Source organism: Altericista sp. CCNU0014 (assembly GCF_044923475.1).
Taxonomy (GTDB): domain Bacteria; phylum Cyanobacteriota; class Cyanobacteriia; order Thermosynechococcales; family Thermosynechococcaceae; genus JAAURS01.
The window spans coordinates 2,552,356-2,577,172 of record NZ_CP137338.1; the positions used below are offsets into that span (position 1 = coordinate 2,552,356).

The 24,817-nt window shown below is 50.7% G+C and carries 27 protein-coding genes; 12 read left to right on the forward strand and 15 right to left on the reverse strand.

Annotation, left to right across the window (positions count from 1 at the left end):
- Nucleotides 1-112 precede the first annotated feature (112 nt).
- Together R6H26_RS12470 and R6H26_RS12475 are read right to left on the reverse strand one after the other, a co-directional pair.
- Entirely contained in the window at nucleotides 113-1,162 is a 1,050-nt protein-coding gene (locus R6H26_RS12470; protein WP_404790706.1) for an aldo/keto reductase, read from the reverse strand.
- Nucleotides 1,163-1,235: 73 nt separating this feature from the next.
- Nucleotides 1,236-1,970, reverse strand: coding sequence for an SDR family oxidoreductase (locus R6H26_RS12475; protein ID WP_404790707.1), 735 nt, complete (start codon nucleotides 1,968-1,970; stop codon nucleotides 1,236-1,238).
- A gap of 173 nt (nucleotides 1,971-2,143) precedes the next feature.
- Between R6H26_RS12475 and R6H26_RS12480 the strand changes: the two genes are divergently transcribed.
- Complete coding sequence (locus R6H26_RS12480) at nucleotides 2,144-3,112, forward strand: AraC family transcriptional regulator (protein ID WP_404790708.1); 969 nt, start codon at nucleotides 2,144-2,146, stop codon at nucleotides 3,110-3,112.
- Here R6H26_RS12480 and R6H26_RS12485 read toward each other — a convergent pair.
- The 7 genes from R6H26_RS12485 to R6H26_RS12515 form a co-directional block, all read right to left on the reverse strand.
- Nucleotides 3,109-4,080, reverse strand: a complete 972-nt coding sequence (locus R6H26_RS12485) for an aldo/keto reductase (protein ID WP_404790709.1) — start codon at nucleotides 4,078-4,080, stop codon at nucleotides 3,109-3,111. The genes R6H26_RS12480 and R6H26_RS12485 overlap by 4 nt on opposite strands.
- A 229-nt stretch (nucleotides 4,081-4,309) precedes the next feature.
- On the reverse strand, nucleotides 4,310-4,774 hold the full coding sequence (locus R6H26_RS12490; RefSeq protein WP_404790710.1) for a globin family protein: 465 nt from the start codon (nucleotides 4,772-4,774) through the stop codon (nucleotides 4,310-4,312).
- Nucleotides 4,775-4,973: 199 nt separating this feature from the next.
- On the reverse strand, nucleotides 4,974-5,528 hold the full coding sequence (locus tag R6H26_RS12495) for a beta-propeller fold lactonase family protein (protein WP_404790711.1): 555 nt from the start codon (nucleotides 5,526-5,528) through the stop codon (nucleotides 4,974-4,976).
- Nucleotides 5,529-5,756: 228 nt separating this feature from the next.
- Nucleotides 5,757-7,073, reverse strand: a complete 1,317-nt coding sequence (locus R6H26_RS12500) for a carboxymuconolactone decarboxylase family protein (RefSeq protein WP_404790712.1) — start codon at nucleotides 7,071-7,073, stop codon at nucleotides 5,757-5,759.
- Between the two features lie 9 nt (nucleotides 7,074-7,082).
- On the reverse strand, nucleotides 7,083-7,217 hold the full coding sequence (locus R6H26_RS12505; protein ID WP_404790713.1) for an SDR family oxidoreductase: 135 nt from the start codon (nucleotides 7,215-7,217) through the stop codon (nucleotides 7,083-7,085).
- Complete coding sequence (locus tag R6H26_RS12510; protein WP_404790714.1) at nucleotides 7,171-7,512, reverse strand: SDR family NAD(P)-dependent oxidoreductase; 342 nt, start codon at nucleotides 7,510-7,512, stop codon at nucleotides 7,171-7,173. The genes R6H26_RS12505 and R6H26_RS12510 overlap by 47 nt, the downstream gene beginning before the upstream one ends.
- A gap of 160 nt (nucleotides 7,513-7,672) precedes the next feature.
- The gene (locus tag R6H26_RS12515; protein ID WP_404790715.1) at nucleotides 7,673-8,245 is read right to left on the reverse strand and encodes a dihydrofolate reductase family protein; all 573 of its coding nucleotides are present in this window, start codon (nucleotides 8,243-8,245) and stop codon (nucleotides 7,673-7,675) included.
- 436 nt (nucleotides 8,246-8,681) lie between these two features.
- Between R6H26_RS12515 and R6H26_RS12520 the strand changes: the two genes are divergently transcribed.
- A complete protein-coding gene (locus tag R6H26_RS12520) occupies nucleotides 8,682-9,155 on the forward strand; it encodes a Crp/Fnr family transcriptional regulator (RefSeq protein WP_404790716.1) in 474 nt (157 codons plus the stop codon).
- Nucleotides 9,156-9,273: 118 nt separating this feature from the next.
- Here R6H26_RS12520 and R6H26_RS12525 read toward each other — a convergent pair whose 3' ends face one another.
- Together R6H26_RS12525 and R6H26_RS12530 are read right to left on the reverse strand one after the other, a co-directional pair.
- Nucleotides 9,274-10,542, reverse strand: coding sequence for an RNA-guided endonuclease InsQ/TnpB family protein (locus R6H26_RS12525; protein ID WP_404790717.1), 1,269 nt, complete (start codon nucleotides 10,540-10,542; stop codon nucleotides 9,274-9,276).
- Between the two features lie 193 nt (nucleotides 10,543-10,735).
- Nucleotides 10,736-11,968, reverse strand: a complete 1,233-nt coding sequence (locus tag R6H26_RS12530) for a PQQ-dependent sugar dehydrogenase (protein WP_404790718.1) — start codon at nucleotides 11,966-11,968, stop codon at nucleotides 10,736-10,738.
- Nucleotides 11,969-12,216: 248 nt separating this feature from the next.
- Here R6H26_RS12530 and hisF point away from each other — a divergent pair, with 248 nt between their 5' ends.
- The 5 genes from hisF (at nucleotide 12,217) to rpiA (ending at nucleotide 15,784) form a co-directional block, all read left to right on the forward strand.
- Entirely contained in the window at nucleotides 12,217-12,999 is a 783-nt protein-coding gene (gene hisF / locus R6H26_RS12535) for an imidazole glycerol phosphate synthase subunit HisF (protein ID WP_404790719.1), read from the forward strand.
- 141 nt (nucleotides 13,000-13,140) lie between these two features.
- Nucleotides 13,141-13,485: a hypothetical protein gene (locus R6H26_RS12540; RefSeq protein ID WP_404790720.1), complete on the forward strand. Its 345-nt coding sequence runs from the start codon at nucleotides 13,141-13,143 to the stop codon at nucleotides 13,483-13,485.
- Nucleotides 13,486-13,575: 90 nt separating this feature from the next.
- On the forward strand, nucleotides 13,576-14,937 hold the full coding sequence (locus tag R6H26_RS12545) for a DUF3370 domain-containing protein (protein WP_404790721.1): 1,362 nt from the start codon (nucleotides 13,576-13,578) through the stop codon (nucleotides 14,935-14,937).
- Nucleotides 14,934-15,059 carry a hypothetical protein gene (locus R6H26_RS12550; protein ID WP_404790722.1) on the forward strand — a complete coding sequence of 42 codons (126 nt, stop codon included), beginning with the start codon at nucleotides 14,934-14,936 and terminating at the stop codon, nucleotides 15,057-15,059. The genes R6H26_RS12545 and R6H26_RS12550 overlap by 4 nt, the downstream gene beginning before the upstream one ends.
- A gap of 14 nt (nucleotides 15,060-15,073) precedes the next feature.
- The gene (gene rpiA, locus R6H26_RS12555; RefSeq protein ID WP_404790723.1) at nucleotides 15,074-15,784 is read left to right on the forward strand and encodes a ribose-5-phosphate isomerase RpiA; all 711 of its coding nucleotides are present in this window, start codon (nucleotides 15,074-15,076) and stop codon (nucleotides 15,782-15,784) included.
- Nucleotides 15,785-15,855: 71 nt separating this feature from the next.
- On the opposite strand, the gene R6H26_RS12560 is transcribed toward rpiA, so the two are convergent.
- Nucleotides 15,856-16,677 carry a Uma2 family endonuclease gene (locus tag R6H26_RS12560; protein ID WP_404790724.1) on the reverse strand — a complete coding sequence of 274 codons (822 nt, stop codon included), beginning with the start codon at nucleotides 16,675-16,677 and terminating at the stop codon, nucleotides 15,856-15,858.
- An 89-nt stretch (nucleotides 16,678-16,766) separates the two neighbouring features.
- Between R6H26_RS12560 and R6H26_RS12565 the strand changes: the two genes are divergently transcribed.
- Nucleotides 16,767-17,951, forward strand: a complete 1,185-nt coding sequence (locus R6H26_RS12565; protein ID WP_404790725.1) for an aldo/keto reductase — start codon at nucleotides 16,767-16,769, stop codon at nucleotides 17,949-17,951.
- A 119-nt stretch (nucleotides 17,952-18,070) separates the two neighbouring features.
- On the opposite strand, the gene R6H26_RS12570 is transcribed toward R6H26_RS12565, so the two are convergent.
- Complete coding sequence (locus R6H26_RS12570; protein ID WP_404790726.1) at nucleotides 18,071-18,274, reverse strand: hypothetical protein; 204 nt, start codon at nucleotides 18,272-18,274, stop codon at nucleotides 18,071-18,073.
- 241 nt (nucleotides 18,275-18,515) lie between these two features.
- Here R6H26_RS12570 and R6H26_RS12575 point away from each other — a divergent pair, with 241 nt between their 5' ends.
- The 3 genes from R6H26_RS12575 (at nucleotide 18,516) to R6H26_RS12585 (ending at nucleotide 21,226) form a co-directional block, all read left to right on the forward strand.
- Nucleotides 18,516-19,286 carry an SOS response-associated peptidase gene (locus R6H26_RS12575; RefSeq protein WP_404790727.1) on the forward strand — a complete coding sequence of 257 codons (771 nt, stop codon included), beginning with the start codon at nucleotides 18,516-18,518 and terminating at the stop codon, nucleotides 19,284-19,286.
- Nucleotides 19,287-19,451: 165 nt separating this feature from the next.
- Complete coding sequence (locus R6H26_RS12580; RefSeq protein WP_404790728.1) at nucleotides 19,452-19,658, forward strand: hypothetical protein; 207 nt, start codon at nucleotides 19,452-19,454, stop codon at nucleotides 19,656-19,658.
- A gap of 443 nt (nucleotides 19,659-20,101) precedes the next feature.
- A complete protein-coding gene (locus R6H26_RS12585; protein WP_404790729.1) occupies nucleotides 20,102-21,226 on the forward strand; it encodes a M23 family metallopeptidase in 1,125 nt (374 codons plus the stop codon).
- A gap of 23 nt (nucleotides 21,227-21,249) precedes the next feature.
- On the opposite strand, the gene R6H26_RS12590 is transcribed toward R6H26_RS12585, so the two are convergent.
- Both R6H26_RS12590 and cbiB read right to left on the reverse strand, forming a co-directional pair.
- Nucleotides 21,250-22,329 carry a DUF4268 domain-containing protein gene (locus tag R6H26_RS12590; RefSeq protein ID WP_404790730.1) on the reverse strand — a complete coding sequence of 360 codons (1,080 nt, stop codon included), beginning with the start codon at nucleotides 22,327-22,329 and terminating at the stop codon, nucleotides 21,250-21,252.
- Between the two features lie 121 nt (nucleotides 22,330-22,450).
- Nucleotides 22,451-23,563, reverse strand: a complete 1,113-nt coding sequence (gene cbiB, locus R6H26_RS12595; RefSeq protein WP_404790731.1) for an adenosylcobinamide-phosphate synthase CbiB — start codon at nucleotides 23,561-23,563, stop codon at nucleotides 22,451-22,453.
- A gap of 154 nt (nucleotides 23,564-23,717) precedes the next feature.
- Here cbiB and R6H26_RS12600 point away from each other — a divergent pair, with 154 nt between their 5' ends.
- Complete coding sequence (locus R6H26_RS12600; protein WP_404790732.1) at nucleotides 23,718-24,716, forward strand: DUF4351 domain-containing protein; 999 nt, start codon at nucleotides 23,718-23,720, stop codon at nucleotides 24,714-24,716.
- The last annotated feature ends 101 nt before the right edge of the window (nucleotides 24,717-24,817 follow it).

Genomic DNA, 24,817 nt, shown 5'->3' on the forward strand with positions numbered 1-24,817 from the left:
AATAAGTCTCTCTTGGAGTTACTAATTAGTAATTAATCATTTGGTTGTTAGGATGGAGATTTAAATTTCGATTATTTGTTAGGGTCGAATCTCCTTTTTACTGAAGCCGCTATTACCATACTCGAACAATCGTGTCACCGAAGATGCTGCGGTTTATCTCTGGGGTAAAAATACTGTAGGGAAATCCTGGATCGATGGCACTACTTTCATTCAATGTCTGGATTTGTTCTGGGGTGAGGCGAATTTCTAGTGAAGACAAGTTATCGTACAACTGCTCAAGCTTGCTGGCTCCCAAGATCGGTGCGGTCATCCCCGGCTGTGCCAAAACCCAGGCGAGGGCGACCTGAGCTAATGGACGCTCGATCTGCGCCGCTACCGTCCGCAGGGTGTCGAGAACGCGCCAGTTGCGATCGGTAAACATCATATTTCCAAATGGATTAGAGCCAATCAGCCGACCTTCACCGCTTGCCCCTGCGCCTTCGCGCTGATACTTGCCCGTGAGGAAGCCTGCTGCCAGTGGACTCCAGGGGCAGATACCCAGACCGCATTCACGAGCAGCGGGGAGATGTTCGCGCTCAATATTCCGCTCGACGAGGGAATAAGCCAGTTGCATGGCGATCGGACTGGGAAGATGATGCGCTGCGGCCAGCGTGGCAGACTTGACGGCATACCAAGCGGGGATATCCGAGAAACCAAAGTAGCGAATCTTGCCAGCGCGTACCAGGTTGCCGAGGGTTTGGAGCACCTCTTCGACAGGCGTGACGCTATCCCAGACGTGTATCCAATACAGATCTACATAGTCGGTTTGAAGACGACGCAAAGATCTTTCCAGGGCACGGTGGATGTTCTTACGACCGTTGCCACCAGTATTGGGATTGCCTAGTTCGCCGCTGTGAAAGCCGCATTTGGTCGCCAGCACCAGTCGATCTCGCAACTTGCGATCGGCAACATAACCGCCGATGAGTTCTTCGCTGCGACCGTTGGCATACACGTCGGCGGTATCGATAAAGTTACCCCCCGCCTCGACGTAAGTGTGGAAGATAGACTCGGAAACGTCATCAGGTGAACCCCATCGCTGGGTACCGAAGGTCATAGTGCCCAGAGCCAATGGACTAACGACTAGTCCAGAGCGACCGAGAGTGCGGTAGGAGGTGAGGCTCATGAGGCGATTTCCTGACTAGTAAGCGGTTGTCGATTGTAGCTTGTCTCGATTCAAATAACATTGCTTCTTTTCCCTAGTATGCGCTAGCAGTGGGGCGGACGACGATCTCGTTGACATCGACATCATCGGGCTGAGATACGGCATATAAAACCGCATGAGCGATCGCGTCCGAACTTAATGCAGTTTTGCGGAGTTCTTGCAAAAAGCCTTGCGATGCCACATCCGTAATATCAGAGCCGAGTTCGGTTTCAGTTACGCCTGGAGATATAATCGTGACGCGAATGTTCTTGGATTCCTGTCGCAGTCCATCAGAGATCGCCCAAACAGCATGTTTTGTCGCCGAATAAACTGCACTCGTCGGCCCCACCATATGGGCGGCGATCGAAGCATTATTAATAATCTGACCGCCACCTTGCGCTTCCATAATGGGCAGTACCGCTGCAATCCCATTCAAGACACCGTTGATATTCACATCAATCATCTTGTCCCACTCCTCAACTTTGAGATCTTTCATCAAAGATAAGGGCATCACACCTGCATTATTAAAGATGACATCAACTCGCCCAAATTTATCTTGAGCAAATTGGACGATCGCAGCGAGTTGACTGCGTTGGGTGACATCCAGAGCTTGGTATTCGGCGATACCACCCTCAGCATGAATCTCTTTAACAATTGTTTCTAATCGATCGATTCGACGCGCTCCCAAAACTACTTTCGCACCATTTTTCGCCAATAATTTGGCAGTAGCTTCACCGATGCCGCTACTCGCACCAGTGATAATAACAACTTTATTTTCTACGTTTAACATGGTTGTTTTTTCAATTTGATATCGATGAATTCATAGTACGAGCAGCCGCAAAAGTTTTAAATACACAGACCTCGCCGTTTATTGCCTAATCCTCCAAACCAAGATTTTGGGCAGCGCTTAAATACGTTAGAATGCCCGAAAGGAGACGATTGAATCCTTACGGGGCAACTAGCATGACGATGGAAATACTCAACCACAGTGCGATCGCCGTTGGCATAGCCTCTCAGAATGAGAATCGATGTCTCGAACTCGCATCCCTCGTCGCTCGCCACACCGACGGGAAGGGGGACGGTTTTCATCAGACGGGGATCGATCGATTAGAATTTCAGCGCGAATCTGCCGCGCCAGTCTGCCTCCACGGTGTCAGCACACCGATCTTTGCCATCCTTTTACAGGGCAAAAAGCAAGTATTACTGGGGGAGGAAACCTATAGTTACGGCGCGTCTCAATATCTGGTTGTCTCTGTCGATCTACCGATGAGTGGATTTGTAGTTGAAGCAACTCCAGAGCGGCCTTATTTAGGCTTTAAGTTAGATTTAGATCCGCGTCAACTTTGCGATATTATTACCGCTCAAACCAAGTCAAGGGAGAGTCAGCCAGAGAATTCTGTCAGAGGATTGTTTGTCAGCACCGCTGACACCGCCTTACTCGATTGCGCTCTTAGACTGACAAAACTGTTGGATACACCACAAGATATCCCGATCTTGGCTCCACTGATTATCCACGAAATTTACTATCGCCTGTTGATGGGCGAACAAGGTGAAGCGGTTCGTCAGATTGCCACATCAGGTAGCAAGATGCAACGGATCGCTGAGGTTATTCAAGTTATCAAAACCGATCTGAATCGATCGATGCGAGTTGAGGATTTGGCAGATCGAGCGAATATGTCGGCTTCATCTTTCCACCACCATTTCAAGCAAGTGACATCGATGAGTCCGTTGCAATATCAAAAGCAATTGCGGCTACTCGAAGCCCGTCGCCTGATGCTGGCCGAGAATTCCACTGCAACGATTGCCGCCGATCGCGTAGGCTATGAGAGCACTTCACAATTCAGCCGTGAATATTCCCGCATGTTCGGTGCGCCGCCGATGGGGGATATCAAACGTTTACAAACCCTGCGATCGCTCTCTAGTAGCGTTTAAGTCCAAGCTCGGAAAAAGGTATTTTCTTCCCAAACGGCAGCTACTTTTTGCGAAATTGCGGCAATTTCCGGCTTCGACAGCGGCTTGAAAGCTTTTGCCACGGCTACATTATGTTCCAGTTGCGCGACCGATTCAGCCGCAATAATACAGGTATGCACGCCTGCAAGAGAAAGCACGTATCCCATGGCTTGGTGCATCCCGTCTAGGCCGCCCGGTTTAAACAGCCGACCGTAGGCTGGCACCTTCATCGCAATCACGCCAACGTTTTTAGCTTGGGCCACTGGCAGGACTGTAGGCGCAAATGGACGGGGATGATGCGCATCGGCAGCATTGATCGAGACCAAAGTCGTATCGAAGGGATAGCGCTGCAACGCTGCCGCGATAACGGCAGGTTCGTGATGGCCTGTGACGCCGCTAAAGCGAATGAGCTTTTGCTGCTTGGCTTCTTCTATCGCCTTCGTCGCGCCATTCTGGCCCAAAATCGTCTCTAGATCGGCATCGAACGACAGATGGTGCAGTTGCCATAAATCTAAATAGTCGGTTTTTAGGCGATTGAGCGATCGCTCCAGATCTCGCCAAGCCCCGTCGCGATCGCGGGCGCTTGTTTTACTTGCGAGAAAAATGTCTTTACGATGGGCGGGCAGTACCTTGCCTAAATGGTCTTCGCTCGGCCCATAGCTTGCCGCAGTATCGAAATAACGAATGCCGAGTTGCAAGGCGCGTTCGATCAGCGCGATCGCAGGGGATTCTCGATCGGCAGAGAGTGGCGTTTGTCCCGCTCCGCCCAATCCTAAGATTGGCAGTCGAACACCTGTTTTACCCAGAACTCTCTCTGGCATTGCGCCTCCTAGCTGAGTCGTTGCAGCTAACAGAACTTTTTGGGCAGAGGTCTCCTGTTTTAGAGTGGCACAGCCAATCAAACTCCCTGCGGTCGCCAGCATTGTAGTCAGAAAATTTCGCCTTGACATGAGGTTAACCCTTTATGCTCAGTCGCTAGTGGAATTTATCTGCTGCATGAAGGGTACAATCCTTCAACATCTTGAAACTTCATTTTAATAGGTAAGCCATTTTTGTGACCAATCTTTGAGTTTTCAATCGTTGAGACCGACCCAACCCTTAAAGCAACCCGAATTGCAGTAGATCTCAAGGAGGGATCGCTCCAAACTGCGTAAAAGCGCATTATCGTTTTCACTGGCGCTACTCCGAATCTTTCTGATTGTAAGGATTCAGAATCTCGGCTGGATAATCTACCCCTTCCAGCATCAGTTGAGTGACTGCTGCATAAGCCTCAATCCAAGCTTTTTCAAGCTTGGGTGTCCACGCATCCTGCAAGCAGATCGAAAATGATTTTATTAAAGTACTGCCTACCATCGGGTAATGTTCTGGCAGTACTCCATACTGAACATGGCGGGTTCCTAGTCCCTTTAGGGCGATATTGAGTACATCAGGTTTGCGTAGGCTATTTACAATTAAGACAAGCGATTGAAAGAGATTCTTTTTCTGTTTGATCATGTTGACGTTGGCGAACAGTGGTTTGACTGTTGAATGATCGGCAAACAAATGAGTGTAAAAGCAGCTTGCAAACTCAGTTTCTCGATCTTTGATTTGTGAGAAACTGGATTCTAGTAATTCAACATTCAGAGGCATACGGTAAACCTTCACTATGTATTTCCTTATAGTCTGTCAAACCTATAAGGATCAATCTATGAGCTACCTCATAGACCGAGTTAAAAGTTGTAGCACAGCCTCGTTCGATCAAATTTGCAGCAATTGAAACGTATTCATCGCTGTTCAAAATGACGATTTCAAGGAATTGATGTGTCGCCGCATAAGGTATTGTTGTTGATCTACTGAGAACTGCTCAGTGCACTTCGTAAAAGGCGATTTCATCTCGATAATTTAGATTCACAGCTAGGTAGCGTCCTGAAGGATGCCATTGAATCTGACTGACCGACAATCCATTTTGAAACTTTTCTGAGTCCGGTTGAATTCCCAACTGCCGCAGCGAAAGTTCCACAGGTTGACCGAGTTGGTTGTTTTGAATGGGAATCAGGATAATTTCTTTGCCTGGAGTTTGGGTTGAAATTGCCAGTACATTTCCGTTGGGTTGCACGCGAACGGTTTCAGGTTTGGAGGCAATGGTCGTGCGACTGCGAACGGTGGGACGACTGGGATTAGACAGGTCGATCGCCACGAGTTGGTTTCCAGGGGGCAGTTGTTCTCGACGAGTGGCACCCGTTGGCATCGCTCCTAAAGTTTCCACCACGTAAGCCGTGCGACCATCGGGAGATAGTGCTAAGGCATAGGGTGCTCCGATCCCGGAGTTTGAGGCATCGACTTGGGCGATCGCTTCTTTCTTCCCATTAAGCGGCAGAGTCACAATGGAGAGTTTATCGCCTACGGTTGGAGTCGGCAACTTCCCATCGCCATAAGTGCTTGTAAGGAAATCGTCGTCTGAAATCGCAGCAATATAGCGACCTGTAAATTTTGGCAATTGCGGTAATGATTGAGCACCGCCAAACTAAGTGGAAATCAAGATTAGCGTGAAGAACCCAATTGTGAAAGCGATCGCAATTTGAGTCATTTTCAAGGCAAAACGTTTTTTGCTATTCATCATCGTTTTTCCCAGCCTTGATTTGAGCAATCAAACATTTCGTTCCTTAAAAACTTCTTCTGCTAAAGCCATTGCCTGCTGCACTTTCACGAATCCAACATAGGGAATCACGTGCATGATGGCTTCCACAATTTCTTGACGAGAGGCTCCTACATTTAATGCTCCGTTGACATGTACCTTGAGTGGTAATTCTGAAGCCGTGGTACTCAATCCCGTCAAGGCAGAGACCGTTGCCAATTCACGGGTTTTCAAATCTAGATTCGGACGAGAAAACACATCACCATAGGAGAACTCTAAAATATAGCGTCCAAGGTCAGGAGCGATATCTTCAAAACTTTTTACCACTGCCTCACCCGATGATTTGCTGATTTGGTTGAGCGCTTCTAAACCCCGGCGATACCGCACTTCATTGCTTTCTGCCTGCCGCCGACTTTCTAGCTCCGGTTGCGGACTGGCAGCAGGCATTCCCCGCTGTTTTAAGTCTGTAAATGCCTTCTGTGCGGCAGCCACGGCAGTCACTGTTTTGGGATATCCTGCATATACAGTCATCTGCAAGAAAACTTCTTTAATTTCAGCCTCAGTTGCCCCCGCTCGCAATGCACCTTCGACGTGAGCCTGAATAGAGCTGGGCTGGTTTCCCAGAGCCATTACCATTGCTAAAGTGGCAAACTCGCGGGATTTGAGGCTGAGTCCGCACCGATTCCAAATTTCACCTCGCGCAAATTCGACGATCGACCGCGATAAATCAGGGGCAAGATTGGCAAATCGAGTCGCAATCGTCTTCACCCGATCGCCTTCTGTTTGCTGCAAATTCCGAATTCCAAGCTGATAGCGATCGCCTTCCGGTCGAGCTGAAACAGGTTTGAACTCCAGATTGCGTTCTTTGAAGACTTCGCGGGCGATCGTCATGCCATCTTGTGCGGCTGGAAATCCGGCATACACAACAGCATGAAGGATCGTTTCGATGACTTCTTGAGGCGTACAGCCTACATTTAGCATTCCGTGAATATGAAATTTTAGCGCAGAACGTACCGAACCGAGTGCGGTTAATGCCGCCACGATCGTAATTTCTCGCTGTTTCAAATCGAGTCCGGGTCGAGATAACACATCACCGAACACATGTTCCACAGTCATTTGGGCTAAGTCTGGCAAAAATGCTTCCAGTGGACGAGTGGCGCGATCGTAGTCTTTACCTCCAACTCGTTTCAGTGTTTCGATACCACGCATCGATCGATTGCTGGATTGAGCTTGCGCTTTTTTGGTGAACAGTCCTAACCCAAAAGTTGCGAGCGTTGTGATCGCAGAAATGAGTAGCGATCGACGCATGGGTCTAGAAATTTGTGACATGATTTTTACCTATAGACCGGACATCATGCCGCCATCGGCCAGAAGAGACGTGCCTGTAATGTAAGAAGAATCCTTGGAGGCAAGGAACAATGCTGCTTCAGCAATCTCCTCTGCGGTAGCAATTCGCTTGAACGCATCTACCAACTGTCGAGAAGCATCTACTTACTGTGAATTCCCTCCGCCCGCAGAAGCCAACCTTGGCTCCTTCACAGGCAAAGGCGATCGCAGCAGCCCGTCCGATCCCAGACGTTGCGCCAGTAATCGAAACCACTTGTCCCGCAAACCGACCTTTTGCGTTGGCTGATTTAGGTGCGGGATCGGTTTGCCGAGCATTAGCTTGGGCATTTAACCCAATGGCAGTGGCTCCTGCAATCCCAGCAATTCCAGTTGCGATCGCTTGACGACGGTTAAACCGTTGATTTGCAGTGTGCTGAATCATGGTCTTTTATCTCAGAGGAAGTGACTTAGAGGAAATAATTTAGAAATTCTGTTGTTGGCGCAAAAACTTTTGGAGGGTCTTACGCTGCATTTGCAAAATGAGCCTCGATAGCTTTAGTGTAGATTCACATTTATCGCATTCAAAATGGCATGTGGAATTTTTAGACGACATCGACAATGCCGCCTTTGCGTACTTCATAGCGCAACTCAGCCATACCAGTACCGAGCTGACGAACAGAGACTAAGTGCAGATTTGGGTTTAACACCCTACGAGGAAATAGTGGTTTACCCTTGCCAAGGGTAACCGAACCAATCTGGATAATTAGCTCATCTAACAGTCCAACATCGTAGAATTGACCAGCGAGATCGCCGCCTCCAACTATCCAGATGTTTTTGCTGCCAGCAGCCGATCGCATATCGGCATGAACTTGGCGCACATTTCCATTAACAAATCGGATGTTTGCACCGCCAATCGCTGAGAGCTTGCGGCTAGAGAATATCCATGCTGGCTGGGTGTATGGCCACGATGAGCCAGTCTCAGCAGCAACTTTTTCTGCGTTGCGCACCATCCATTCGTAAGTCGCCGACCCCATCGCCAAAGCACCAACTTCCGCTATGAAGGCTGGATAGCTGGAATCATTTAAATCTCCGAGAGGAAAAAGCCACTCTAACGAATCATCTTCGGTTGCGATAAATCCGTCAAGGCTCGTGGCTGTATAGTACTGAGTTTTCATGATTAGATTTTCGGTACTCCATGCTGCCGTCTAACAGCCGGACTCTTATTATGCCGAATGTTTCTGTCTATCATCCGAAATAGAAACTTTTATTTTCAAATCATTTACAATAAAATCATAAATGTTTTACAATTCAACGTTAAAGCTGTAGAAATTGTTCTGTATTTAGAGGTGGCATGCTAAACGGTTATCCAAATCCTTACGAACAGGGACGATCCGGTCAGACTTGGCGATGTCGTTTCCAAGAAGCTGACCTTCGCCGATCTGTCTGCTGCTCTGTCTCGTTTACTGAAGGATGTGTCCGTTTATGTCTAATCTCGTTCGGTCTCCAAGCATCACGCCTTTTTTGCGCAGACCTTATTCGATTGAAAAAAAATTTCCCGCACGAGCAGTCATTTCCTGCGATACGGGCCGGTTGTTTAGGGTGATGCGCGGCGTGGTCCGTACTCTTACTTATTTGGATGATGGTACTCCCGTTGTATTTGGGCTATGGGGATCGGGGGAGGTCGTGGGCACAATGCTGTCGCACGTTACGCCCTATTACATCGAAAGCTTTACCTCCGTGGAAGGAACATTCTCGATCCCTGACGATCTTACGGCGATCGCCCATCTCACGAAGCACTATCTCCGGCAGGTTGAGGAGCTAATGGTTATCCGCAGCCATAAAACAATGGATATTAGGCTGATTCGTTTGCTATCTTGGCTATCTGGTCGGTTTGGCGAAAGCGATATTCAAGGCAACTTGATTAATCTCCGTCTCACTCATCAGGATTTGGCAGAACTATTGGGTACAACTCGCGTGACAGTAACGCGCACCTTAGGCCAGATCGAAGACCAAGGCTTAATTAAACGGCTTCCCTTAGGGCGCATCATCCTTAAAGAATCCGATATTTGGTGCTATCAAATCTAGCGCTGAGGAACAACTTGTATATAGGTAAAACCCGTCAAACATGCCCAAAGGATCGGGTCGGGGCAATTTCTTTACTGCTGCGCTAAAGCGATAAAGTGACTTCCTCCCGACGTTGATGCTACCCTTCGACAAGCTCAGGGCATCGCGCATACAACGCGGGCTTCCCAAGATCGCTCCTGGAATCTTCGAGCTTCGCAGCCAGTTGTCTAGATACTGTTTCTAGTACCCCCGACACCTCGGCTCCACTCGCAATTTCAACACCCGATAGTCCTCGGGCGCATATTACTTGACCACTCGCAACATCTCTCGGCTTGAGCGACCCACACTCATGACACTCATGAATCCGCACACTCAAATCTTTCTTTACCCTGACTCCACAGTCAGGGCAGGTTTGAGACGTGCCATTTGGGTCAACCTTCCCGTAGAAAACACCACGCTTGAAACACACCCACGGCAAGACTTGGTTCAAAAATTGACCCAGTCCTGCATCCAGCGTGTGTTTCCCCAACATGCCTTTTGCCATGATCCGAAAGTCCAGATCTTCAACAAAAATCATGCCAGCACGATCGCACAGATGATGTGCAAGTTTGAACTGCCAGTCCAAGCGACCCGCAGCAATTTGTTCATAAACCTTGCCTATTCTCTGGATCAGCTTGGCACGAGTGTTAGAGCGCTTCTGTTTCCGTTTCAAACAACGTTGCAGCAATTCAAGCTGGCGGTGCAGTTTGCCCGTGAAACGCGGTCTAGCAATCTGTTCTCCATCACTAGTACTCAGAAAATAACTCAGCCCCACATCAATCCCGATGGCATGACCGTGAGGCGGCACATCGGGAATCGTGACATCACACTGAACACAAAGGGTGACATACCAGCCGGAATGCTTACGAATCACTCGTACCGTTTTGACCTCAAATCCATCTGGAATTGGACGATGCAAAACAATGGGCATCTCGCCAAGCTTGGGAAGCTTGATTTTGCTCCCGTGGAGGGGACTCTCCTTGAACTGAGGGAACAAGAAAGAACGGTATTGACCAAACTTCTTGAACCGTGGAAATCCATGCCCTCGTGCTTTCATGGCCACAAAGGCAGCATCGACACGCCTCAAGGGTTCTTGAATCACCTGAGACTGAACATCTTTGAGATGAGGCAACTTAGCTTTGATGGCTGTCAGCGCATTTTGCTGCTTGTAGTAATCAGGATAAGGAGCCTCAGCACCAATAATGTACTCAGACACAAGCGAACAAGCATTGATGTCGCATTTACGAGACTTGATCCAGTCCTTACGCTCACCCAAGGCGTAGTTATAAACGCCACGACACATCTCAAGCCAAGACATCATGCGCAGTTCTTGCTCGAGAGAGGGATAAACACGGTACTGGTAATTCATCGTAAACATACCCTTATGATAGCATTTTTAAGTAGACTTGCGGCATTACTTAAATGCTCGACTCAGGGGTATCGTTCGCGAAGCGTCTCCGAAGGAGATACCCTGTCGTCTCGCGCGGGATGTCCGTGTATCCCGACGCTCACCTGGGTACAGGTAGAGCGCGGGACTTACACCCTCCCGAACCCACCATTAGTTAAGTCTGCGGTTCAATCCGAATCAGCGCCCCGTCAGCCCGATCGGTTAAGACATACAGTAGACCGTCAGGCCCTTGGCGCACGTCCCTGACCCGCTGACCGATCTCGATTTTTTCTAGCTCGGTTGCTTTGCCTTGACTGTCCACCTGGATGCGGCGGATATCTTGGGAGACCAGCCCCCCCGCAAAGAGCTGTCCTTTCCAAGCCGGAAAGCGATCGCCTCGGTATATAGCTAGCCCAGAGGGCGCGATCGCTGGGGTCCACTGCAACTTAGGATCCACCAGTCCGGGGCGAGAGGTTGCTGAAGAGATAGGGCCACCGCTATATTCTTCACTGAACGTGACGAGGGGCCAGCCAAAGTTTTTGCCCGCCTCGATCCGGTTGAGTTCATCTCCTCCTCTTGAGCCGTGCTCTGTCTGCCACACCTGGCCTGTGGCTGGGTCAAGCGCAAGTCCTTGGGTATTGCGATGCCCATAGCTCCACAGCGAAGGGATAGCCCGATCTGACTTCACAAAGGGATTGTCGGGAGGAATTGAACCATCGTCCCTCAAGCGCACGACTTTGCCCAGAGAGCTGCGGAGGTTTTGCGCCTGCTTGCGAATCAACTCACCGCCAAGCTGGAGCGGCGGATTGCCACCGTCACCCGTCGCGAGAAGGAATGTCCCGTCCGGTAGCCAGACGAGCCGCGATCCAAAGTGCTGGGTTCCTGACTTTACCGGAGAGACTTCAAAAATGACCCGTACATTGCTCAGACGGGTGCCGTCAAACTTGGCACGGGCAAGGCGAGTGCGGTTCGCGTCCCGCGTCCCGTAAGCGTAGGTAAAGTACACAAAGCGATTTTCAGCAAATTTTGGATGCACAGAAATGTCCATTAGCCCACCCTGTCCTGCCGCAAAGATACCAGTGGGCATGCCTGCGATCGGGGTTGGCTCAAGCCTGCCCTTCTGGAACAATCGCAAACGCCCTGGGCGTTCGGTAATGAGCATAGCGCCATCGGGAAGCCATGCCATACTCCACGGATGTTCTAGATTGTCGAGGAGGACGTTTTTTTGATAAGGCTGGGGTGTTCCCTTTACCGCAACGCTTTGGGTTGTGGAGGATGCAGGACGAGATGCAATAGATGCGCCACTGCCTGCATTGGGAGGAGTTGCGGGCGTAGTGGTGCAGCTTGCGATCGCCAATAGCACAACTACACCCCGAAGGGTAAAAAACAGTGCAGAGGTAACGTTCATAATTGGCTGTGGGGAGTGAAACATCTGAGGATGTAGAGCAAGTGAAGACGTAACGCTAGAGTCTGTTGTCGGTGTATTCAGATTCTGAGTTCCTGACACCAGCAAAGTTAGCGACACGATCGACCTATGACGCTTCTCCTTGTTCGTGCAAGACCGGACAGCAGAGGGGTGAGTTAGCCTAAGTCAGCGTATCCGCAACACCAGTTTTTGTACTATGTTTGAGCGTAATCCCCCATTAAGGAGGCTCAATGCTGGCCAAACGGATATTACCCTGCTTGGACGTCAAGGCAGGACGAGTTGTAAAAGGAGTCAATTTTGTCAACCTCAGAGATGCCGGAGACCCCGTTGAATTGGCTCAAATCTACAATCGAGCTGGAGCCGACGAGCTGGTTTTTTTAGACATCACCGCCACCCACGAAGATCGCGGCATTATCTTCGATGTAGTCTATCGCACCGCCGAACAAGTGTTTATCCCGCTGACCGTCGGCGGAGGCATTCAATCCTTAGAGACTATTAAAGAACTGTTAAGAGCGGGAGCCGATAAAGTCAGCCTCAACTCCTTCGCCGTCAAAAACCCTGACTTTGTAAATCGGGCCAGCGATCGCTTCGGGTCGCAGTGCATCGTCATCGCCATTGACGCCCGCCGCCGCATCGATCCCAGCAATCCCGGCTGGGACGTCTTTGTCCGAGGCGGTCGCGAGAACGCGGGACTAGACGCAGTAACCTGGGCAAAAGAAATGGCCCACCGAGGTGCAGGCGAACTGCTCGTCACCAGCATGGACGCAGACGGAACCCAAGCAGGCTACGACCTAGAGCTAACGCGCACCATCGCCGAACAGGTTGAAATCCCCGTCATTGCCTCCGGTGGCGCGGGCACCTGCGACCACATCCGCGAAGCGCTAACCGAGGGCAGAGCGGAAGCGGCTCTTTTGGCATCCCTACTGCACTACGGTCAGCTCAGCATCGCTCAAATTAAAACGCACCTCCAGACCCATCAAGTGCCCGTCCGCCAGACCGAGCCAGCCGCTTAAAGCACCCGCATCCTAACTCGCAGGCGGCGTCAATAGGCAGAACTCCTGCGCGTAAAGCTCTTGGGTGAATTATGAAAACAAGCCAAAGATATTTACATGAGTAGGGAGATCCATCTTTACTTTGTTAACATAAGTAAAGATATGATTATTTTAATTCTCACGATATCGGTTTTGACGTATTGGTCTTTGCGGCTCATGCAAAGAGCAGTCGAGCAACGCGAATTTTCTCTGATGTTTGCGGGCGCGCTGGTCGCTATTGCAGGGGCGGGCATTATTGCTGCCTATACCTTGATGGTGGGCTGTATGGGCTACATCGGACATGTTTCCTATTCAACGCTACCTCCTTCCTTAACCACAGCCTACGCCGAAGAAACCTGGATTCCCTTCACAGAGAGCAAGGAAGACGCTGCCGATTCGGTAGATTCCTTTTTCCCAGTTTCTGAGCGAAGTCGCACTGTAGAGAACTCGCGATCGATCGACTTTTGAGAGATCGTCAACTTGTCTGGTTTCTCCGTCACGAAGGCAGCCCGAGGGTGCATAATAGCCCTCAGGTTTATCACTGTTGACGCGATCGCCATGTTTTCATTGCTCAGCTCGGTTCTCATTGCCCAAGCAGCCCCTACCGTCGCACCCAAGCCCGACACAATTGTCAAACCTCAAATCGTTAGGGTATTGCCCGGACGGTTAGATGACGTGCTGGTCTTTAACAGCAACAGTCCCGAAGTCGTCCAAACCGAGGGGATCTTGCTCTCAACCTTTCCCAAAGAAGGCAAGGCGCACCCTGAAGCGCATCTCGATCGCGTTTTCCAGGGCCGCTTCGATATTTTTGCCCATCACATTTCCAACCAAGCTAAAACCTCAGACCCTCTCAAAACACTCTATCTGGGTATTTTGCTCCACAACCCTAGCACGAAGCCCGTTACCGTAAACGTGCTCCAGGCTGCTAGCTACTTAAGTCAGCCCGACGCGCCATTTATCGACCTCCCTCCCCTGTCAGACAACGCCTTGGGGAATATTTTTGCAGGGCCAGGCGATCGCGCGACCAATGACATTTTGCGCCAGCAGCGACAGCCCAATTGGCCTGCCACACTAGTCGTTCCCCCAGGCACCAGCGAAATGCTGTTGAATGTTCCCATTCCAGTCAAAGCACTCACACCTCCCATCAACGGGCGCTCTACCCTAGCCTATTTGCGCAGCAACGGGCCAGTTTACGCAGCAAGCCTTGCCATGTATGCAAAATCCGATAGTGCCGGACAAGAGCGCGCCCCTACCCGAGACGAATGGGAAACGCTTTTGAAAACTGGAACTCTGTCAGGCCCAAGGGATAAAGCCCCCACCTTGCCTGAGGCAAAGGGAAAGATTATCTACGGAAGGGTAGCGGGTGTGGCGAGGGGAAGTCGGTGGCTGGCTCAACTGACGGATCCGGGCAATCCTTCGACACGGTTGACCGTCCCTAACCCAGGTGAAGCGTTTTCCTATTTATTAAGCGGTCTCGCCCAAGGGACCTTTGGGACGGGACAGGTGCAAAGTGCGCCCATGGTCGTTCGTTACCCCGATACGGCCTATGCCGCCCACGGCAACTATGGCGTGCATTACAGCCTCACCTTACCGCTCTACAACTCAACCGAATCGCCCAAGAAGGTGGCCTTGATGCTCCAGACGCCCCTGAAAGCCGACGCCAAACCGACGGAACTGACGTTCTTCAATCCACCGCCCAAGCGCGTGTTTTTTAGAGGGACGGTGCGCGTGCGTTACAAAGACGATAGCGGGAATCCGCAAACCCGCTACATCCACTTGGTGCAATCTCGGGGGCAGCAAGGCGAACCGCTGGTGGAGTTGAATTTGGACGCTCAAACATCTCGGTTGGTTCAGGTCGATTTCATCTACCCGCCGGATGCGACGCCGCCTCAAGTATTGACAGTGAAAACCAAGTCTTGAAGGAACGCTCCTCGCTCCAGACGCCAGGTCCCAGCGTCTCCCATCAATTTTCTTCGAGGTTGGCGATCGCCCCTAGGCAGTGGCGACACTTTACGGCATCCTTAGAGACGACAGACGAATAGGCGTGAGGTTTGACATGAGCACAGGGGCAGATGCCATTAAGGTAATGAAACAGCAGGTGGGCAAAGCAGCAGCTGACCGCGTGCAATCTGGTTCCATTGTGGGATTGGGTACTGGCTCTACAACAGCCTATGCAATTCAGTTTTTGGGCGATCGCCTTAAATCTGGCGAACTCACGGACATCAAAGGCATTCCCACTTCGTTTCAGGCGTCTGTGCTTGCCAAGCAGTACGGCATTCCGCTCACGACCCTCGACGAAGTCGATCGAATCCATATTGCGATCGACGGTGCCGATGAAGTGGATCCGCAGAAAAACCTCATCAAGGGCGGCGGTGCAGCTCACACCCGCGAAAAAGTGGTGGATTCCCTCGCCGAGCTATTTATTGTGGTGGTAGACCAGTCCAAAATCGTAACGGCCTTGGGTTCTACCTTTCCGGTCCCCGTAGAGGTATTGCCGATGGCGATCGCCCCCGTCACCCGCGCCCTAGAGCAGCTCGGCGGTAAACCAGAACTGCGCATGGGCGTCAGAAAAGACGGTCCCGTCATCACCGACCAGGGCAACATGGTCTTAGATGTTACCTTTGCCTCCATCCCCAACCCTGCCGAACTGGAAAAAATCCTCAACAATATTCCAGGCGTCCTCGAAAACGGCATTTTTGTCGGCGTAACCGATATCGTTTTAATTGGAGAAATCCAAGACGGACAGCCCGTCGTTCGAGAAATGTAGGAAACCGTCGCGCAAAGATTCTAAAAGGCGGCAGGACTCTGGTCCTGCCGCCTTTTTTAAGGCAAAAATTTCTAATCGTCCAAACGGTCTGGATCGAGACCTAGAGCCTGTAGCCTTGCAGCGAATCTTTCTGCCCGCAGGCGCTCTTGCTCCGCCCGTTGGGATTCCTGCTCCGCCCGTTGGCGTTCTTGCTCGGCTCGCTGATGCTCTTGCTCTGCGCGTCGGTACTCTTGTTCGGCTCGTTGATATTCTTGCTCCGCCCGCTGGTTTTCCCGTCGAGCTTTCTCGCTGCCTGTAAGGATCGCCTGTCCGTCGCGATCGCACCACCTCAACCACAGATCGTGCTTGCCTTCAAAACTTCCTTCCCAAAGCGTTACCCCCAATCCGACCTGCTCCAGCCAGGTCGTTTCCATTACGACGTATAACATTCCCTGAAGCTGATAAACCTGGAGCGGGATACGGCTCAATTGGCCGCTAGGATCGAACACGATGTAGTACTTAACCCCAATTTGGGCATAGTCCCTCAGCTTACTCCCCAGTTCCTCCCCTTTACGGTTAGAAACGATTTCAATGACAACGTCAGGAGGTTTCCCAAATTCCCACGTAAAGTAAGAGCGGTTTTTCTTGTCCCACCAGTTTTCTGCAACCTGGACTCCCAAGCTCAAAAATACATCTGGCACTAAAGGTGGCTGGTGGGTTGAGTAGAAAATACCCACATTTGCAGCCGCTAGAAAAACATCTGTATCTTTGGACTTAAAGCCGGAACTATAGAGCGGCTCGGTCAACAGCCGCTGCTGTTTCTCCGAGGGTAAATTATCCACGGGCAGATCGTCTTCAGTGGTCAGATGGCTAATGTCTAGTTCGAGATCCTCGAGCGCGATGGACTCAGACATAAGCATTCAGCTTAAAAGGAACTTTATTACCCTAGCATTTGGTTTGGCGGTTGTGTCTAGAATGTAGGCGAACAAATACGAATCAACGGATGCTATACCGACGCTTTGGCCGCACTGAACTCCAGATGCCCATATTTTCTTGCGGGGGGATGCGATATCAGTTCAAGTGGCAGGATGTGCCGTTCCAAGAGGTGCCGCTAGACAACCAGCGCAATCTGGAAGCAACCATTCGCCGCGCGCGCGAGCTAGGGATTAATCATATTGAAACGGCACGGGGCTATGGGTCTTCGGAGATGCAGTTGGGGCAAATTCTACCTGCATTTCCTCGCCAGAAGTCGATCGTGCAGACCAAGGTCGCACCTACTGCTAGCGCTCGGGAATTTCGTCAAACTTTCGAGCAGTCCTTGGCTTACCTCAAGCTGGATTACGTGGATCTATTGGGGTTGCACGGACTCAACAATGAAGAACTCTACAACAACACGTTCAAACCGGAGGGCTGCATTGAAGTTGCGCGACAGCTCCGCGCGGAAGGGAAAGTTCGCTTTATTGGGTTTTCGACGCACGGGCCAACAGCATTGATTCGAAAGGCGATCGCCACTGACGCGTTCGACTATATCAACCTGCACTGGTACTACATCTTTCAGAACAACTGGCCTGCCATTTTAGACGCTCAAAAACACGACATGGGCGTCTTTATCATTAGCCCCTCCGATAAAGGCGGCAAGCTCTACAATCCGCCTCAGAAGTTGGTGGATCTGTGCGCGCCCCTCAGTCCCATCGTTTTTAACGATTTATTTTGCCTCAGCCACAGCCAAGTTCACACATTGAGCGTGGGAGCATCCAAGCCTTCGGATTTCGACGAACACCTGAAGGCATTAGATCTGTTGGACTGTGCCGATGCGATACTGCCGCCAATTCTGGCTCGATTGGAAGAGACGGCGATCGCAATCCTTGGAGAAAATTGGTACAAAACCTGGAATCAGGGGCTGCCTTCCCATGAAGCAACTCCAGGCGGCATTAATATCCCCACCATTTTATGGCTGTGGAACTTAGCAAATGCCTATGACCTGGAAGAGTACGCCAAAATGCGCTACAATTTGCTGGGAAATGGAGGGCATTGGTTTGCAGGCCAACCAGCGTCTCAGATTGAAACTTTGGACTTACAGGCCAGTCTTATCCGCAGCCCCAACGCGGCTCGAATTCCAAACATTCTGAAAGCAGCCCACGCCCGCTTTGGGAATGAAGCAGTGAAGCGACTTTCACAGCAAGAATAAACGAGAGAAGAAAGGCACGGACCGACGCACGCTCTCGGGACAGAGATTTAGCACAACGGTACAGAGGGCAATGGTTCTTTGTTACAAGGCTGAAGCGATTGCGAGATTGCAGACAAAGATTAGAACACTTTAAGCTGACATTCTGGAACGTTTGCTTGGTTTTGGTGAAGTTGGTCGAGAATTTGCTGCGTTACCAAAGCTTCACAATCGAAAGGGTCAAAGTCAATGATTTCTTTAGAAATCCAGTTCTGAAAAGAGTTGCGAATTTTCAGGAGCCAACTGGAAGACGAATATTCTTGTGAGTCTGGAGATTGCTGAGACATATTTTTTCCATTTGAGAAATTGATTACTAGGCCTACTTAACAAGATGACTTTTGACTAGAAAAAAGGAATCAGTAATGCTACTGATTTTCGGGGACTAGTACATTGTTCTTAGTACGTAGTTTTATCTTCCCTTTCTGTACCGAAATTACCGACGCGCTCTCCTCCTTTTAATCCGCTGGAGTCGCCGCTGAGGAGTTCGGCAGCGGGGATGGAGTAGGCCGCCATCGGGTGGTTGTAGTAATGGTTGGCGTACAGTACCCCCTGTACCGTATTCGAGCCGCTAAAGTCGACCAGTGCCGAACGTCGATGCGCCCCTCTCCTGTGGCCGCGCGCTATCTTAGAAATATGTGCGGACGTTTTACCTTATCCCAATCGCCAGAACGAGTTGCGGAAGCTTTTGGCCTCACAGAAGTGCCTGAGTTTCCGCCCCGGTATAACATTGCCCCTTCACAGCCCGTCGGTGTCATTCTGCAAAATCGAGATTCGGGCGCGCGCGAATTTAGGCTCATGGTATGGGGACTCATTCCTGCCTGGGTAAAGGACCCTTCAAAGTTTGCCAATCTCATCAATGCTCGGTCTGAAACCGCAGCCGAAAAGCCTTCGTTTCGAGCGGCCTATAAATATCGCCGCTGCCTGATACCTGCCGATGGGTTCTACGAGTGGCAAAAAGTAAAGAGCGGGTCAAAACAACCTTTTCTGTTTACGGTGGGCGATCGCAGTCTGTTTGCCTTTGCAGGGCTGTGGGAATCCTGGAACGACATCGAGACCTGTACGATCCTGACGACCGCTGCAAACCCCTTGCTGCGAACCGTTCACGATCGGATGCCTGTCATCTTAAATCCCGAAGATTACGCGCGATGGCTAGACCCCACCCCCCGAGAACCGCAGCAACTATCCGGCTTGCTCCAACCTTTCCCAGACAAGTCCATGCAGGCGATCTCGGTCAGCACGAGAATTAATTTTGCAAAGGTTGACGACGCTCAATGCATCGAGCCTCTCCAAGCATCTTAAAACCTACCAGAATGCCCAAGTTGCAAGCGAGCGGTTATTGGAACGATGAGCGTCCTATAGATGAGATCGATCGCCATCGACCCAAAATAGAGCGCCGTAAAGATATAGTACTGTAAACTACATTTACATAACTTTACGTTTACGCTCATTTAGCAAACCGTCAGTATGAATAGCAATCAGCTCGCTCAGTACATCGAAGCAACCGATGGCATTTCCAAGCCTTGGCTGTTGCTGCAGCTCCGCCTCAAAAAGCTTCAAGAGCGTCGCGACACTACCCCTCCAGACGAGTACATGCGTGAAGTCGAAGAACTTCATGCAACTTTAATGAGTTTAGGTGAATGGTGGGTGGGCATTGAAGATGAGGTTTTTTAACGCCTAACTCAATGCCTCTGTCTACTCAAGCGAATCCATCAACAACTCCTCCCCACAAATCCGCGCGCGTTCGCGGAAAACAGGTCGCTTAATCGAGGTCGCGGCCCTGGCTGGAGTCGAGCGACTTGCTTGGAAATGCTGTATCAGGGAGACAATTTTCTCGGCGCGGTCTATCGAGTAACACCCGTCGTTAGCCTTATTAAAATCAAGCATTTTGATGCAATGAGGTCCCGATCGGATCGATAGTTCAAAACCCAACGCAAATCCTAGATTTGTGTATGTTTTAGCTAGCAGTCTGCCATTGTCTGTTCATTCGATCCTGGGGATCATTTCCTAGAAAGGCTTTTGAAGCTGTATAAATTTGTGTTAATGTTTTCTTTGGATTTGCTAAAAGAAGACAAACCTAGCCTTGAGGGGCCGTACAGCGTAGCTTATTAAAAATAATGATGGATAAAATAATTGACATCAAGCCGAAGCGGACCTTAGACCGATCTTTGATTTCCATTGGCGGCTGGCTTCGCGGCATCGATGCCCAAATCATTTCCTTCATCCGTCCTGAAACCAATACCTGGACGAAGCAAGATTTCTCTCAGTATCGACACCGAAGGGATTCTGATATTCCTCAATGGATTTATCCAGATCGCGCTGAAGTCCAGCACGGGGGCAAACAGCTCAAACCGAAAAGCTGGTACGCAACATTCAAAAAATCTTTTGCACCTTGGCATACTAGCCTCGACTGGCGCGTGCCTTTTCCAAATTTGTCTCTAACCCAAAACGCGTTCCATCGATTGGACGCCACAACTTATCGGGATGGAGCTTTGGCATTCAGTTATGCTTACGCCCCTCCCATCCACCAACGCATGGGAATGGGTACGCTATCTGAAGTTCAATCGAGGCAGTTTCCCGCACTTCAGCTTTCAGAGGGGTTAAGCGATTTTTGGGCTACATCTTACAAGTTTTCGACTGCCCTTGCGATGTTGCTCCCGATTGCCGTCAATACGGCTCAGTCCCCCGTCATTTCAGACTTTTTGGCTCAGACGTATCGGAGCATAGAAACGCGAGCGCTCGAGCTTGGGAGAACCTCTAAGGCAACCCCCGTAGCACCTGTGGTTCAGCTAACCCGTCCAGTCAGTCAGCCTGCCAGGAAAGTTGCAAGTATCCAAAAATATATTTTACCTGCCAAGGGTGAATTTACGTCTGGGTACGGCATGCGATGGGGGCGCTTGCACCGCGGCATCGATATTGCCGGTCCCGTCGGCACTCCTATTGTTGCGGTCTCAGTAGGGAAAGTGATCGCCGCAGGCTGGAGCGACGATGGATTTGGCAACAAGGTTGAAATTCAGCATCCAGATGGGACAGTCACGCTTTATGCCCATGCTTCCGAAGTTTTGACTCGGGTGGGAATCAAGGTGCGACAAGGCGAACAGATTGCCAAGATGGGCAGTTCCGGTTTCAGTACTGGGCCGCACCTGCATTTTCAGGTTCATCCGAAGGGGAAGACCGCTGTTGACCCTATGTTTTTCTTTGGCAAGCGGAACGCGCTGATTGCCGCAAAACCGTCCCCTTGAGCTAGACAATTCGATCCTGCGGATTAATTGGGCAAAATCAAGGCACTTTGGAGCGGATCTAGACTTTTATAATTCGGCATGGGTTTAAAGTCGTTTTCGTTCAGTGCTTTGATGCGGTCTGAGAAGGCGTCGTGCAGCCGCTCTAGGAAGTCAGCCGCCCATTCAAGGTAGTCAGGCCATCCATCCAGTTGACTCAAATCAGCTTCGGCAAGCGTGCAGAAGACTGAAAAAGCTCGCCCGTCAGAATCGTTGCTCCAATCCATCTGGACGCCAACTTCCGCTTCAATAGCGTCTTGCTGCTCGAGCAGCAAGTTAAAGTAGGCGTGCGTATCTACACCCGAGTAGGAGAGTCCGACATCCAGGCAAGCTACTTCGCGGTCTATGTGAGCGTAGAGGCAGAAGCCAGCGCGTCCGATGGCAAAGTTAATGCGATCGCCGATGACTGGCGCACCTACCTTTACAATGCTGCCTCGCTGCTCTAGGCGATCGCAGAGTTCCGTCCAAAAGTCTAAATTTTGCTGCTGGATTTCGCTTAAGGGTTCTGGCTCCTCTTCGAGCGATTCTTCCGACTGCGGCGTGAATGAGTCTGCGACCTTGTCTGAAGGTGACAGGGTTACTGCTTTCAATTGGGTCGCGAGGTTGAAGCGGGCGGCCATTGCGGCTTCGCCAATTCGCCACAGCTCAATTTCGAGGCCAAAGAATTGAATGGATGGCTGGGTAATGCGATTGAGCCAGTCGAGCGCGATGCGGTGCTCGGAAGAAAATTGGCTGGAAATCCAGACGATGGCAGCAGCGTCAATATCTGCCGCGTAAGTGAGCAAGCGTCCTAAATGTTTTTCGTCAGAGGGGTTGAGCTGATTTCCAACTAACACCCAACCGCCAGTATTGACCTCTCGACACAGCAGGTCTGACTGTAGCTCTTCGAGCTGCGCTGCATCGAGAACGGCCTCTAGCTCCATACCGATGGCTTCGCCTAACAGTTTTAGGTTTTCGGCTTGGGTCAGCCAAGGGGTAAAGTCTGACGCTTCGTTTTTCCAATATAAGGCTGGGTCGATTTTCTCAAGCCGCCCCAGATTAGGCTTAGCAGTTGGGTCAGACGTCATGAATTCCGGTGGTTGCAATAGGTACTACCTAGATCCTATAGCGACGGAACGGAATGGTTCTATAAAAACGAGAAATAAATCGCGGAAATGGGGGGCGTTTTACCTCAGGTCGATCTGCACGCTAGGCTGAAGGCACGAATGACAGCAGCCGACGAGCCAAGTCCTCGGTCATGCCCTGAACGGAAGGAGAAAACGCGATCGAAAAGGCGATAGAGAACGCCACCCACACGACAAAGCAGTTACGCGTCAGCCGCAATGCATACTCAATTCGTTCTTGGGTAATGGGTCGGTAGGGTCTCCCCAATAACGGCTTGAATTTAATAACGCCCTGATACGAATTGAGCCCGCCAAGCTGAACGTCTAGGATGGCAGCGTAGGCACATTCGCTCCAGCCAGAATTCGGGCTTGGATCCTTGGCAGCATCTCTCCAGCAAAGCTGCCAAACGGCCTGAAGTTTGCCGGAGATTGCACCTAAAGTCAAGACGTTAAGACGACAGGGCAGCCAAGTGAGAACATCGTCTAGTTTGGCGCTAAACCAGCCGATGTGGATGTAAGGTTCGTGACGGTAGCCCACCATGGAGTCTAGGGTGCTGGCTGCTTTATAGGCGATCGCTAGGGGGACCATTCCCACGACGGGCCAAGCAAGACCCAGAAGGGCGTAGAACAGCGGAGCCATGACGCCATCCGTAGCATTTTCTGCCACTGTTTCTAGGATCGCCCGCAGGATTTCCGATTCAGACAACTCGGCGGTATCGCGACCGACATATCGACTTAAAACAGCTCGGGCTTCTTCAATAGAATCAGTTTTGAGTGCCTTCAGGACATCCTCTGCCGCTGTGCGAAGGCTGCGACCGGCGAAGCAGCTGGCCAACAGAATCACTTCCACACCCCATCCAGCAGGCGTCCACACCTGATAGGCAATATCTACGATCGATCGTGCAGCCAAAGCGCTTCCCAAAACCAGACCCAAGGCTAAGACAATGCCAGCTAACCGCAGGGCCAGCGGACGTTTGAACCATCGCCAGCTCCAGTTGCAGAAATACTGAATTGCAGCACCCATGACTCGAACGGGATGGGGCCAACCCCAGGGATCGCCAAGGATAAAATCTAGAAAGGCCGCGCAGATTAGTAAAACCGCTTGCACGTTTGCAAGCGGTTTTACAGCAGCGAACAAACCTGCAATATCGATGGATACAGGCTTCAAGTCTATTCCCGTTGCAATCGAAGGTTCCATCTACGCTGGCAATAACGAATGGGCGAGCAAAGGAGATCGCTTACCCACTCTATCGTTTCAGAAATAAACTTTTTCAGCCCGGCATTCTTACGCGAGCGGTTGAGCCGTTTTTGCCGTGGTACGATGCTGAACGACTTTAATCGACCGTTCCTGCATGACCCGCACGCGCCATGACCTGTTCGCCAAACAACATTTAGAAACCCTTCTCGAACCCCTTGGTACGGTCAGGAGCAGCCGCAAGGTTACTAGCGAAACTCGTGAGGTGGATGTTTGGTTTGTGCCGAAGCCTGAGTCTCAATCCAGTCTAAAATCCTTAGGTGTATTGGGCCAAATGGCCAGGAAACACTGTGCCATAGAGCCTTTCCGCAATACCGTGCAACCCTTGGAGATCTACAGCTGTATGGGAAAGCTTGTCGATTTAACGGAGGAGCTACAACGTCAGGCCAAACGAGAAACAAAATCCTTATCCACAAAAGAGTTGCCTTGGCTATGGGTTTTGAGTCCGACGGTTTCAAAACCAACCATCAAAGGACTGCGTGCTGAAGTTGAAAAGGGTTGGCCTACGGGTTTCTATTTTCTTGCGCCCATTCTACGGACTGTTTTGGTGGCGCTTCACGAGCTTCCGATTGTAGAGGAAACCCTATGGCTTAGGCTGATGGCGCGTAATGGTATCCAACGTCAGGCCATTTCAGAACTGTTGGCGCTTCCAAGCAACCATCCGATGCGGCAACAAGCCATCCAACATTTAGCAGTGTTGCAAATTCATCTGAATTTAGGGCAGAATTTGAACAAGGATGAGAGGGCTTTAGCGATGAACTTAACCCCAGTCTACGAGAAGTGGCGACAAGAAACACTTCAAGAGGGCAGACAGGAAGGCAGACAGGAAGGCAGACAGGAAGGCAGACAGGAAGGCAGACAGGAAGGTAGACAGGAAGGCAGACAGGAAGGCAGACAAGAGGGGATTCAATTAGGACTCCAACAAGGAGAACGATCGCTCATCCTCCGCCAGCTTTCCCGTCGCGTAGGTATGATGTCTCCTGAGGTTATCTCCCAGGTTGAAGCACTCCCTTTGCATCATTTGGAGGCGTTGGGTGAGGCTCTGTTAGATTTCGCAAATGCTGACGATTTGATGGTTTGGTTAAAGTCGCAGTAGGGGTTTTGGAATTGCGATCGCCCTCAGCATTACCGAAATGTGCGAAGTACAAGCTCGAAGAAGGTCGTTTGCGGGTTCTGTCGTTATTGTTGACAGCATTT